The following is a 13,157-nucleotide window of genomic DNA, read 5'->3' as shown; positions in this document are numbered from 1 at the left end:
TTTCCTTATAAACTTCTTGTAATCTTTCTCGTAGGTCTTATACTCTTCTGTCTTCATGAACTTTGCAAACTCTTCACTGGATATCTTGCTCATTTCATCTGTAACATCTTTTGCAGGCACCACATGATATTTTTTATCTTTTTCCTTCACAAAATACATGGACATAGAAGGGATCTCCAGAGCTTCCGACTTTTTGTCATCTTTATCCTTCTTCACCAGATTGTAAATAGCATAAACCAGGTCATAGCCATTAAAATTCCCCAGGGATTCACACTTGGTGAAGTTTACCTCTGATGCACCATAGGCCTTAAACTGTTTCATATTATATTTTATTTCCTGCGTGATCTCATCTGCACATTTTTTGTCAGGGTCCTGGCCGAGGCATTTCTTTGCTGCCTCGGTATCCCCTTTCTGATATGCATTTACAATAGATTTTGTAACACTCTCCGGTGATTTTGTGCTTACCTTAACGCCGCATCCGCTCAAAGAAAATATAAGCATTATCACCAGAGCGCAACATAGAAGCCCTTTTAATCTACGCATTTTACTCTCCTTGGTTCTCTTCTGTCTGGGAATCTGCCTCTGCGGATTCCACAACTTCACTTTCTTCTTTTTCTCTTACCTTAGCAATGCTGGCCACCGTCACTCCCTCGTTCAGGTCCATAAGCTTCACTCCGGATGTTATTCTTCCCAGAATAGAAATTGTGCTGCATTCCAGACGAATGACAATTCCCTCTGTGGTAATCAGAAGGATATCATTTTCCTCATTAACTGCTTTTACTCCGATCACATTTCCTGTCTTCTCGGTGATCTTATAGCATTTTACACCTTTACCGCCTCTGTTCTGACAGGTAAATTCTCCTACAGAGGTTCTCTTTCCCATACCATGTTCAGATACGATCAGCAGATAATCTCCCTGGCAGTTGAGCTGCATACCAATGACCTCATCCTCCTCAAGAAGATTAATACCGCGTACACCCATGGACACACGCCCGGTACTCCTTACATCTGTCTCGTGGAAACGGATACACTGGCCGAATTTTGTAATAAGGATGATATCTTTCTTATTATCAGTAAATTTCACTTCAATCAGCTCATCGTCCTCTCTCAGGGCAATAGCTGCAAGGCCTGTCTTACGCACATTGCTGTAATCTTCAATAGGCGTTTTCTTCACAAGGCCGTTTTTCGTTGCCATAAACAGATAATTTCCCGGTTTGAACTCATTGATAGGGATCACCGCAGAAATTTTTTCATCGGGCTGCAGGGAAAGCAGATTGATGATGGCAGTTCCCCTTGCTGTTCTGCTGGCCTCCGGGATCTCATAGGCCTTCATACGGTAAACCCGTCCCATATTTGTAAAGAACATAAGGAAATGATGGGTGGTTGTCATCAAAAGTTCTTCAATGTAGTCATCGTCAATGGTACTCATACCCTTGATCCCCTTGCCGCCTCTATTCTGGCTGCGGAAATTATCAACGGTCATACGCTTGATGTAGCCTAATTTTGTCATGGCGATCACTGTATTCTCCTTTGGGATCAGATCTTCCATGGAAATATCAAACTCATCATACCCAATAGAGGTTCTTCTGTCATCTCCGTATTTCTCGGATATCCCCAGGATTTCCTCACGGATAACACGCAGCAGAAGGTTTCTGTCCGCAAGGATAGCCTTTAACTCCCTGATTTTTTTCATCAGTTCATTATACTCACCCTGAAGGCGGTCTCTCTCCAAACCGGTCAGCGCACGCAGCCTCATATCTACAATAGCCTGCGCCTGGGCATCAGAGAAGCCAAATGCCTCCATAAGGGAATCCTTTGCCTCCTGTGTGGTCTTAGAGGCACGGATGATACGGATCACCTCATCAATATGTTCCAGGGCTTTTAACAGACCCTCCAAGATATGTGCACGTTCCTGCGCTTTGTTCAGGTCATACTGTGTCCTTCTGGTCACAACCTCTTCCTGATGGCGCAGATAATACCTGAGCATATCCAGAAGGTTCATAACCTTAGGCTCATTATTCACCAGGGCCAGCATGATAACACCGAATGTGTCCTGAAGCTGAGTATGCTTGTAGAGCTGGTTCAGGATAACATTGGCATTGGCATCCCTTCTCAGCTCAATACAGATACGCATACCTTCCCTGTTGGAATGGTCATTGATCGCTGTAATTCCGTCTATTTTCTTGTCCCTTACAAGTTCTGCCATCTTCTCTATCAGACGGGCTTTATTGACCATATAAGGCAGCTCTGTGACAATGATCTGGCTCTTGCCGTTGGGAAGTGTCTCTATATCTGTAATTGCCCGCACTTTGACCTTTCCGCGTCCTGTGCGGTAAGCCTCCTCAACCCCTCTTGTGCCGAGGATCATGGCTCCGGTTGGGAAATCAGGTCCTTTTATAATAGACAGGATCTCCTCCAGCTCGGTTTCCCTGTCCTCCTCAATGATGTTGTCTATGATCCTTACTACAGCAGAGATAACCTCCCTCAGGTTATGGGGTGGTATATTGGTTGCCATACCTACTGCGATACCTGATGTACCGTTTACCAGAAGGTTGGGATATCTGGACGGCAGAACAAGAGGTTCTTTCTCTGTCTCATCAAAGTTTGGAGCAAAATCAACTGTATTTTTATTAATATCCGCCAGCATTTCCATGGAGATCTTGCTCAGACGCGCCTCTGTATATCGCATGGCAGCGGCTCCGTCACCATCCACAGAACCAAAGTTTCCATGACCATCCACCAGAGGATATCTGGTTGACCAGTCCTGTGCCATGTTGACTAAAGCTCCGTAGATCGAGCTGTCACCGTGGGGATGGTATTTACCCATGGTATCACCCACGATACGGGCACATTTCCTGTGGGGTTTGTCCGGACCGTTGTTCAATTCTATCATGGAGTACAAAATTCTCCTCTGTACCGGCTTCATACCGTCCCTGACATCGGGCAGTGCCCTGGATGCAATAACACTCATGGCATACTCAATGTAGGACTCCTCCATTTTTTTCTGTAAGTCCACTTCCTGGACTTTATCAAAAATATTATCTTCCATTTAGCTTCTCCTTAACTCCGCTTCCGTCGTCCGTTAACTCAATCTGCGTTACTATTCACATCCTGCAAAAAACGCAGTTCTGTAAACAGTAACACGCTTCGCGATGCACAGATATGGAGCATTCTGTCCCATATCGCGCTGGCTGCCTCGGGATTTTCATGCGCAAGCGCATAAAAACACCTAGCGGGATAGCAGCCGTGAATAGTAACCAATCTGCTGCGTTACTGTTTAAACATCGAGATTTTTAACATACTTTGCGTTTTCTTCTATGAATTCACGTCTTGGTTCCACCTTATCTCCCATAAGGGTGGTGAATGTCAGATCAATTTCAGATGATGCCTCCTCGTCCATGGTGACTCTCAAAAGGATCCTGCGTTCCGGGTCCATAGTCGTCTCCCAAAGCTGTTCCGCATCCATCTCTCCCAGACCTTTGTAACGCTGGATCCTGTTGTTGCCGTCACGTCCGATCTCACCCAGAATCTCATCCTGTTCCTTCTCAGAATAGGCATAAAAAACCTTCTTGTTCTTCTCGATCTTAAACAGCGGCGGCTTCGCCAGGTATACATGGCCCTGTTTGATCAGCTCAGGCATGAACCGGTACAAAAACGTCAGCAAAAGAGTTGCGATATGGGCACCGTCCACATCGGCATCGGTCATGATGATGATTTTGTCATAGCGGAGCTTGCTGATATCAAAATCCTCGTGAATTCCGGTTCCAAAAGCTGTGATCATGGCTTTGATCTCGGCATTCGCGTATATTTTGTCAAGTCTTGCCTTCTCCACATTGAGGATCTTACCTCTCAGCGGAAGGATCGCCTGTGTTGCACGGCTTCTTGCGGTCTTCGCGGAGCCGCCGGCGGAATCTCCCTCTACGATGTAGATCTCACATTTTGAGGGGTCTTTGTCCATACAGTCTGCCAGTTTTCCCGGAAGTGACATTCCTTCCAGCGCAGACTTTCTCCTTGTCAGTTCTCTGGCCTTTCTGGCTGCATCCCTGGCACGCTGGGAAAGTACGGATTTTTCTATGATCGTTTTGGCAACAGAAGGGTTCTGCTCCAGATAGATCTCAAGCTGGCTGCTCACAACATTGTCAACAGCACCCCTGGCCTCACTGTTTCCAAGTTTCTGTTTTGTCTGTCCCTCAAACTGGGGGTCCTCAATCTTAACACTGATAATAGCAGTCAGACCTTCACGGATATCTTCACCGGAAAGATTTGACTCACTTTCTTTTAAGATCTTATTTTTTCTGGCATATTCGTTAAAGGTTTTGGTAAGGGCATTTCTAAATCCCACAATATGCGTACCGCCCTCCGGCGTCGTGATATTATTTACAAAACCATAGGTATTTTCTGTATAGGAATCATTGTGCTGCATGGCTACTTCCACAACCACACCGTCTTTTGTTCCATCAAAGTATAGAATATCTTCATAAAGTGATGAGTTACTTCTGTTCAGATACTGCACAAACTCCTTAATACCGCCTTCATAGTGGAAAATGACTTCCTTTGGCTCCTCATCCCGCTTATCCACGGCAACGATCTTCAGGCCCTTTGTCAAAAACGCCATTTCACGGAATCTGTGTTTGAGGGTACTGAAATCAAATACCGTCTCCTCAAAGATTTCGGAATCAGGAAGGAAGGTGACCATGGTTCCCGTCTTATCCGGGTCACAGTCCCCAATCACTTTCAGCTTATAAATGGTTTTTCCCCTCTCATAGCGCTGACGGTATACTTTTCCCTCGTGATAAATGGTTACCTCCAGCCATGTGGAAAGGGCATTTACAACAGATGCACCAACACCGTGAAGACCGCCGGAGACCTTATATCCCCCGCCGCCGAACTTACCCCCGGCATGCAGGATCGTAAAAACAACTTCCACAGCCGGTATTCCGGCTTTGTGGTTGATCCCCACGGGAATACCGCGGCCATTGTCCGTAACAGTAATGGAATTGTCTTCGTTTATAAATACTTCTATGGTGTCGCAGTAGCCGGCCAGGGCCTCATCCACCGCATTATCTACAATCTCATATACCAGGTGGTGCAGACCTCTGGCGGAGGTGCTGCCGATATACATACCGGGCCTTTTCCTAACAGCCTCCAGTCCCTCAAGTATCTGAATCTGATCTGCTCCATACTCTGTTTTAAATTCTGTGCTCATGCATTTCCTCCTGTTTACCGGCAATGCTCACCGGTTTTCCGCTGGTCGTCTCAGGGGGCAACTGTCCCCTCCACCACTTTAAACAATTTATTGATTTCAAATCTTTTGTTAACAAAATCATCCAAACCTGTACAAGTTATCATAGTCTGCACATCCCGGATACTGTCCAGCAGATAATTCTGCCTGTTGGCATCCAGTTCCGACAAAACATCATCCAGAAGAAGGATTGGAACATCCTTTATCTTTTTCTCCACCAGATAGATTTCCGATAACTTCAGGGATAGGGCGGCTGTGCGCTGCTGTCCCTGTGAACCAAACTTACGAATATCAATCTCATTTATTCTAACACATAAATCATCCCTGTGGGGGCCGGATGATGTATTCCTGAATTTGAAATCCTTTTCCCGGTTCCTTCCCAACTGTTCATAGAACTCCTCGCTCCTGACATTCGGTTCGTAAACCAATTCGATCTTTTCTTTTCCGCCTGTTATGCTGCTATGTATCTCTCCGATAATATCATTTATATCACGGATAAATTCATGACGGCTTTCAATGATGGATCTTCCGTAACGTACCAATTGTTCATCCCACACATCCAGAGTGGCAGCCAGGCCGCTGCTGGATCCAATATCCTTTAACAGCTTGTTCCTCTGGTTCAGGACATGGTTGTAACTGGATAGATCAGATAAATACACTTTATTAAGTTGACATAACTCGGAATCAATAAATCTTCTCCTCTCACCGGGACCGTTTTTAATGATATTCAGATCCTCCGGCGAGAAAAATACAATGTTGACAATTCCGAACAGCTCACTGGCCCTTCGGATGGGAATACCGTCAATGGCTATGCCCTTGGCTTTATTTTTTTTCAGATGCATATCAATCTTGTGGGATATGCCGTCCTTATTTACAAACATCCTGATATGGGATTCATCCTGATCAAACCGGATCATCTCCCTGTCCTTACTGCCTCTGTGTGATTTTGTGGTGCCGCACAGATATACAGCCTCCAAAATGTTTGTCTTTCCCTGGGCATTATCCCCGTAGAGAATATTTGTCCCCTTGTCAAACTGCAGGGATAAAAGATTGTAATTCCTGTAATTCTTCAGTTCTATAGACTCAATATACATGTAAACACCTGTTGTTGGGATTCGCTGAAAACTTCACGTGACAGAAACTGTAATAGTAAATTTACTTTACTATTTTAATCTCCTGACCGTCGTAAGCCACCAGATCCCCATCGTAAAGTTTGCGTCCTCGTCTGGTATCGGTCTCACCATTGACTTTTACAAGACCGTCCTGTATCACATATTTGGCTTCCACCCCGTCCTCCACAAGATTTGCGGCTTTCAGGGCTTGGCCCAACTTAATAAACTCATCTTTTAATTTTATGATTTCCATTTTTTCTCTCCTAACGGCTTTCAAACCCGTTTTTATCTGCTGACAGCATTAAAATTAACAGGAAGGATCAGATAGATATACTGTTCTTCCTCATCCCGGATAAAGCAGGGCGCTTTGGGATTCATCAGGTAAATACAGACTTCCTCATCATCAATTACCTTCAGTGCATCAATCAAAAATTTCGGATTGAAACCAATGAGAATATCTTTTCCCTCTTTTTCAATATCAATGTCCTCTTTCATGGAACCGATCTGAGAATCAATGCGCAGTTCCATGGATCCATCCTCAATATGAATGATAATGGGTTTTTTATCTCCCTCTTTTACAAGAAGGGTTGCTCTGTCAATACAGTCTAAAAATTCACGTTTATTGATCTTGACTTTTGTTTCGTAGTCACTGGACAACATCTGGTCAATCTTAAAGTAATCGCCTTCGATGAGACGGGATACTACCTTGGTATTATCAAATTCAAACAAGATATGGTTTTCCGCAAGATAGATTTCTACCATATCTTCCATTTCACCTGATAAAATCTTACTGATCTCATTCAGTGTCTTACCGGGAACAACCACCTTCTTGTCTGCGCACTCTTCTTTCAGAGCAATTTTTCTGATAGAAATACGGTGTCCGTCAAGGGAAACCACACGCAGCATATTGTTTTCAATCTGAAAAAGTTCACCTGTCATCAGCTTATTGTTCTCGTTTGCTGCTATGGAAAAGATAGTCTGACGGATAATTTCTTTTAAAGTAAACTGTGAAATCCGTACACAGTCATTTTTTTCAATGAACGGAAGATAAGAAAAGTCTTCACCTGATTTTCCCGGAATATTGAATTTTGCTTTTTCGCAGGTGATCAGAGTGTTTAATTTCTCATCTGTTGTTATGGTAACATCATTATCCGGAAGCTTTCTTACGATTTCAGAAAAGATCTTGGCATCCAGAGCGATAATACCTTTTTCTTCTATAGTACCGTCAACAATAGTTTCGATTCCCAGTTCCATGTCGTTGGATGTAAATTTGATTTCATTGGCTGATGCATCAATAAGAATACATTCCAGAATGGGCATTGTTGTTTTACCCGGTACGGCTTTCATGACAATATTTACACTTTTTAATAATTCTGATTTAGGACAAATTAATTTCATGATGTGTATAACTTCCTTTCTGTGCAAAAGTGGCTTTATCTATAAAATAATGTTAAGGAATCCGCAGTCGTAGCCTTAGGGGATGTGAATTTGTGAATAACCCTCGAAACCCGCATAATTTGCGGCTTTCATAGTATGGATAACTTTGTGGGTTAAAGCTGAAGTTAAAGTGAATAAGCTGTTGATAGAATCACCGGTAAAAAACGGGGTTCACGTTATCAACACTTATCCACATGTAAGTCACTTTATATTCACCTAAGGTTGTGGATAATCAGATACTGCAGGAAAATGTGTGTGTATAGCTTGAGGATCACTTAGCAGGATTGATCTTTTTCTTCAATATATCAATGATCTCTCTTGTGTCGTCGTTCTCCTCAACTTCCCGCTCTATTTTATTAATGCCGCTCATGATGGTCGTATGGTCTCGTCCGCCCAGGCTGTCACCGATGATTTTCAGGGTGGTCTCTGTCATCTGGCGGCACAGGTACATGACAATCTGTCTAGGATATGCAATTTTGGAACTCCTCTTGTTTCCGGTCAGGTCAGAGGGAGTGAGATCAAAGTGTTCTGCTACTATATTAATAATGAGTTCCGGTGTTATGGTCCTTTTCTGGTTTGGCGATATGATATCTTTCAATACTTTTTCCGCCAGAGCCAGGTTGATCTCCCGGTTCTCCAGATTTGCATATGCCATGATCTTATTCAGGGAACCCTCCAGCTCACGGATATTTGACTTTACGTTCTGCGCAATATATTCAATGACCTGATCATCAATCTGATAGCCGTCCAGTTCCTCTTTTTTTCTAAGGATCGCCATTCGGGTTTCAAAATCAGGTGAGGAGATGTCCACGATCAATCCCCATTCAAATCGGGAACGGAGCCGGTCCTCCAGGATTTCCATATCTTTGGGAGGCTTATCCGAGGATATAATAATCTGTTTTTTCGCTCCGTGGAGAGCATTGAAGGTGTGGAAAAATTCTTCCTGGGTGGATTCCTTTCCTATAATAAACTGTATATCGTCGATCAAAAGTACATCTATATTCCGGTATTTCTCACGAAACTTGGACATAGTTGTATTATTGCCGTTACGGATTGATTCAATCAGTTCATTGGTAAAATATTCACTGGTCACATACAGTACCTTGGACTGCGGTCTTTTCTGAAGCACAAAATGTGCGATGGAATGCATAAGATGGGTTTTCCCCAGACCAACTCCTCCATATATAAAGAGAGGATTATACACCTCGCCGGGAGATTCCGCTACTGCAACGGAAGCTGCGTGTGCCAGTTTGTTATTGCTTCCGACTACAAATGTGTCAAAGGTATACTTAGGGTTTAAGTTGGCTTTTTCAATACTTTCATTCACGGCAGCGGATGATACGGGGGTATCCGCCGTTTCTGGCGGCACGTCATCCGGTAAGATCAAAGCAATTTCATAGTCTTCTCCCGCAGTTTCGGCAATTGCCACTTTTAATGGAAGAAGATATTTGTTGGCAATATAATTAATGCCAATCTGGCCTGTGGGGACTATGATGGTAACGGTATCCCCTTCCACTTTGTGGACTGTCAGGGATTTCAGCCAGGTATTAAAAGAGACATCAGATAACTGATGCTCCGTTTTTATCATATTTAATATGTCTGTCCATTTTTCCTGTATTAAATGCATTTTGAATTCTCCCGTTTGTTTTCGCATTTCCTTTCCAAATTTGTGGAATATGGAAAGGAATTGATGATCATGTTGAAAAAGACGTTCTTTTTTCCCTTGTTTCAAAGCACACAACAATAGAAAGTACGCGCCTGCGGACTTTCTATTGCAAAAAAACGTATTATTATCTATATATTATAATAAAATAGAATTTTTAGCAATGAAAAAATAATTCTAAACAGAAATCCACAAGGTTATGTTAATAATGTGGATAATACTGTGTGGAAAATGAGGATTACAAAGTTAAAAACATTGTGGAAAAAGGAAGATGTGAGAAATGTGTATAACTCCATTTACATCTTCCACATGGCGAAAACCGTGATAAATTAAGGTTTTTTTGTCGAAAAGGGCAAAAAAGTGTGGGGAAAACGGAAAAGTTATCCACAAGTTATCCACAATTTGTGGATAACATTACGTAAACTAGATTTGTGTGAATAACTGTGGGGATAATCATTTTAGGGCCAGCGTCCCGGGAAGTCTTTCCACAGAACAAAAAACCAGATTGTGGAAAACAGGTGAATACACGGATTTCAGCCTATTTTCGTGATAAATATATTTAAAGAAAAAAATAAAATATATCTTGACGAATCAGGGGTTTCCGAATATAATTGAAATGATGTTTTCTATCATGCATAATCATAGGAATACTATCTGAATAATAGATAGATATTTGGTTTAAAGGAGGTGCCTGGAATATGAAAATGACATTTCAGCCAAAAAAGAGAAGCAGATCCAAAGTTCATGGATTCAGAGCAAGAATGAGCACTAAGGCCGGAAGAAAAGTTTTAGCTGCAAGAAGATTAAAAGGAAGAAAAAGATTATCAGCTTAAGACCGCAGATATGTGGTCTTTTCTTCTCTTCTTTTCATTAAAGGATGGTTTATGAAATATTCGGAATCGTTAAAGAAAAACAGAGATTTTCAACTGGTTTATAAAAAGGGAACATCATTTGCAAATCGCTACTTAGTTATGTATGTGTTAAAAAACCAGTTGGACAAGAACAGAATTGGTATATCCGTAAGTAAAAAGGTAGGAAACAGCGTCGTAAGACATCACTTGACCAGACTTCTCAGAGAAGGCTACCGATTGAATGAAGAAAAATTTAAGTGCGGATATGATATTGTTGTAGTAGTCAGGGTAAATGGAAAGGATCAGGGATTCCATTCCATGGAGAGTGCGCTTTTGCATTTAGGTAAGTTAACAAAAACCATAAGAAGTGAAGAGAATGAAAACAATATTGATTAAGATGATTCGGCTTTATCAGAAATATTTATCCCCGTTAAAGAGAACCCGTTGTCCCTATATACCCACGTGTTCTCAGTATGGATTAGAAGCAATTGAGAAATATGGTGCAGTAAAAGGTAGTTTATTGGCTTGCTGGAGAATTTTAAGATGTAATCCATTTTCAAAAGGCGGATACGATCCGGTACCATAAGTATTGTTTTATCTTGTTAGGAGATAATTATGCACCGCCGTTTTGTTATAAAGGCGGTATGCTTGAGAGATGAAGGTGACAAACCGGCTATAAGGAGGAAAATATTTTGGTTGCGTTGCTAACAAAGAGTACAATGCCGATTGTAAAATGGGTGGCTGAGGTAATGGGCTGGCTGATGAACGGCATTTACAGTATCGGGGTCACAAACCTTGGCCTCTGTATTATTTTATTTACGATTATCATTTATATGTTCATGACGCCGCTGCAGATCAAGCAGCAGAAGTTCTCTAAGATGAATGCCGTCATGTCCCCGGAATTACAGAAGATCAGTAAGAAATATAAAGCAAAAAAAGATCAGGCCTCACAGGCGAAAATGCAGGAAGAGACCATGGCCGTATATGAGAAATACGGCGTATCTCCCACAGGAAGTTGTCTGCAGATGGTCATCCAGATGCCTATATTCTTCGCGCTGTACCAGGTTATTATCAATCTGCCGGGTTACATCGGAGGAATTAAGAACATGTTCGATGCAGCAGTTGTAAAAATAACAAATGTTGACGGATATGTAGGAATCATCAGTGATTTTATTAAAGAGCATGGTATCAGAAGTTACAGCTGGCCTACTGACGGCAAAGGGGTTAGTAATAACCATGTCATCGACTTTTTATACAGTTTGTCCCCCTCGCAGTGGACAGACCTTGGAGAAGTGGACAAGTTTAGCGGATTTGCACAGACTTTAAGCGATACGGCCAATAAGATTCATCCCATGCAGAATTTCCTTGGGTTGAATATTGCGGATACACCGCTTTCTCTGATTAAGACAGGTTGGAGTGAAGGCACATATCTTCTGATTGCTGCGGCAGTCATGATCCCATTGTTATCCTGGCTGACTCAGATGCTGAACTTAAAATTAATGCCAACAGCAGCAACAGATGATACAAACAGCCAGATGAATGCCACAATGAAGGGAATGAACACCTTCATGCCTCTGTTTTCCGCTTTTATCTGTTTCTCATTCCCTGTAGGTATTGGTATCTACTGGATTGCCGGTTCTGTGATCCGTTGTGTTCAGCAGCTTGTCATCAACAAACATCTGGACAATATGAATATGGATGACTTTATCAAGAAGAACCAGGAGAAGATGGCTAAAAAGCGTGCAAAAGCAGGACTTCCTCCGCAGAAGATCACACAGCAGGCAAAGATGAATGTAAAAAACATCGAGGAACCAAAGAAAATCTCTGCTGAAGACAGAAATGCCGCAGTGCAGAAATCTACGGAATACTACAAGAATTCACAGAATGCAAAACCGGGAAGCCTGGCTTCAAAGGCAAATATGGTTGCTCAATTTGATCAGAAAAACAAATCTAAGAAGAAGTAGCGGTAAGGGGGAAGAAGTATGGAATTCAAAGAATTTTCTGCAAAAACTGTAGACGAAGCGATTACAAAAGCTTGTCTGGATTTTGAGACTTCCAGTGAAAATCTGGAGATTCAGGTTTTATTTGAAGGCAGTTCAGGATTTTTGGGGTTCGGAGCCAAGCCGGCCAGAATTAATGTACGCAGAAAAGAAGTATCCTTACCAGAAGAACCAGTAATTGAAGAGGCTGTTCCGGTAAAAGAAGAGAGAAAAGAAGTAAGAAAAGAGTTTAAGAACGAGCCGAAAAGAGAGCCTAAGAGGGAACCGAAAAAGGAAGTAAGAAGAACCGAGGCTCCCAAAGAGGATGTAAAACCGCAGCACGAAGAGCGGAAGGTCGTTGAGAGAACAGAAGAAGAGATCGCAGCCGTAAAAGCAGATGCGGAGAAGTTCTTAAGTGGCGTGTTCAAGGCCATGGAGCTTGAAGTTGAGATCAAGATGGAGTATAAGGGTGCGGAAGGCAACCTGGAAATTGAATTTTTAGGTGAAGATATGGGCATTCTTATCGGCAAGAGAGGACAGACACTGGATTCTCTGCAGTATCTCACAAGCCTTGTTGTGAACAAGGGAAGACAGGGATATATCCGCGTGAAGCTGGATACTGAGGATTACAGAAACAGGAGAAAAGAGACTCTGGAAAATCTGGCAAAGAGTATTGCCTACAAAGTCAGAAAGACCAGAAAACCTGTATCTCTGGAGCCTATGAATCCCTATGAGAGAAGGATCATCCATTCTGCATTGCAGGGCAACCGTTACGTGGAGACTTACAGTGAGGGAAATGAACCTTACCGCCATGTGGTTGTAAAGCTGAAAAAATAGTATATATAATGAATTATGATTATTCTGGGTGAAAGC

The 13,157-nt window shown here is 42.4% G+C and carries 12 protein-coding genes (1 of these 12 cut by a window edge); 5 read left to right on the top strand and 7 right to left on the bottom strand.

All coding sequences use genetic code 11. The annotated features are described in order from the left end of the window. The 7 genes from C6P39_RS09515 to dnaA all read right to left on the bottom strand — a co-directional run. On the bottom strand, window positions 1-543 hold the 5' portion of the coding sequence (locus C6P39_RS09515) for an LptM family lipoprotein (RefSeq protein WP_104803606.1). It extends 45 nt beyond the left edge of the window; only the first 543 of its 588 coding nucleotides appear in the window; the start codon lies at window positions 541-543; the stop codon falls past the left edge of the window. 1 nt (window position 544) lies between these two features. After that, window positions 545-3,049, bottom strand: a complete 2,505-nt coding sequence (gene gyrA, locus C6P39_RS09510) for a DNA gyrase subunit A (RefSeq protein ID WP_095174357.1) — start codon at window positions 3,047-3,049, stop codon at window positions 545-547. Between the two features lie 228 nt (window positions 3,050-3,277). Then, window positions 3,278-5,206: a DNA topoisomerase (ATP-hydrolyzing) subunit B gene (gyrB, locus tag C6P39_RS09505; RefSeq protein ID WP_104803605.1), complete on the bottom strand. Its 1,929-nt coding sequence runs from the start codon at window positions 5,204-5,206 to the stop codon at window positions 3,278-3,280. A 50-nt stretch (window positions 5,207-5,256) separates the two neighbouring features. Beyond that, window positions 5,257-6,336 carry a DNA replication/repair protein RecF gene (gene recF, locus C6P39_RS09500; protein WP_095174359.1) on the bottom strand — a complete coding sequence of 360 codons (1,080 nt, stop codon included), beginning with the start codon at window positions 6,334-6,336 and terminating at the stop codon, window positions 5,257-5,259. A gap of 61 nt (window positions 6,337-6,397) precedes the next feature. Then, window positions 6,398-6,607, bottom strand: a complete 210-nt coding sequence (locus C6P39_RS09495) for an RNA-binding S4 domain-containing protein (protein WP_065543889.1) — start codon at window positions 6,605-6,607, stop codon at window positions 6,398-6,400. Window positions 6,608-6,639: 32 nt separating this feature from the next. Beyond that, the gene (gene dnaN / locus C6P39_RS09490; protein WP_095174360.1) at window positions 6,640-7,752 is read right to left on the bottom strand and encodes a DNA polymerase III subunit beta; all 1,113 of its coding nucleotides are present in this window, start codon (window positions 7,750-7,752) and stop codon (window positions 6,640-6,642) included. 310 nt (window positions 7,753-8,062) lie between these two features. Then, window positions 8,063-9,418, bottom strand: a complete 1,356-nt coding sequence (gene dnaA / locus C6P39_RS09485; protein ID WP_065543891.1) for a chromosomal replication initiator protein DnaA — start codon at window positions 9,416-9,418, stop codon at window positions 8,063-8,065. Between the two features lie 734 nt (window positions 9,419-10,152). Here dnaA and rpmH point away from each other — a divergent pair. From rpmH to jag, 5 genes are all read left to right on the top strand, one after another. Continuing rightward, on the top strand, window positions 10,153-10,287 hold the full coding sequence (rpmH, locus tag C6P39_RS09480) for a 50S ribosomal protein L34 (protein ID WP_065543892.1): 135 nt from the start codon (window positions 10,153-10,155) through the stop codon (window positions 10,285-10,287). A 51-nt stretch (window positions 10,288-10,338) separates the two neighbouring features. Next, on the top strand, window positions 10,339-10,701 hold the full coding sequence (rnpA, locus tag C6P39_RS09475) for a ribonuclease P protein component (RefSeq protein ID WP_104803604.1): 363 nt from the start codon (window positions 10,339-10,341) through the stop codon (window positions 10,699-10,701). Then, entirely contained in the window at window positions 10,682-10,891 is a 210-nt protein-coding gene (yidD, locus tag C6P39_RS09470) for a membrane protein insertion efficiency factor YidD (RefSeq protein ID WP_095174363.1), read from the top strand. Before rnpA ends, yidD begins: the two co-directional genes overlap by 20 nt. A gap of 106 nt (window positions 10,892-10,997) precedes the next feature. Next, entirely contained in the window at window positions 10,998-12,269 is a 1,272-nt protein-coding gene (locus tag C6P39_RS09465) for a YidC/Oxa1 family membrane protein insertase (protein ID WP_104803603.1), read from the top strand. An 18-nt stretch (window positions 12,270-12,287) separates the two neighbouring features. Continuing rightward, window positions 12,288-13,121, top strand: coding sequence for an RNA-binding cell elongation regulator Jag/EloR (gene jag, locus C6P39_RS09460; RefSeq protein ID WP_104803602.1), 834 nt, complete (start codon window positions 12,288-12,290; stop codon window positions 13,119-13,121). Window positions 13,122-13,157 lie beyond the last annotated feature (36 nt).

Origin of the sequence: Blautia marasmi (assembly GCF_900258535.1) — a bacterium.
GTDB classification, from domain to species: Bacteria; Bacillota; Clostridia; order Lachnospirales; family Lachnospiraceae; genus Blautia; species Blautia hominis.
This window is presented reverse-complemented; position numbering and strand designations above follow the sequence as displayed.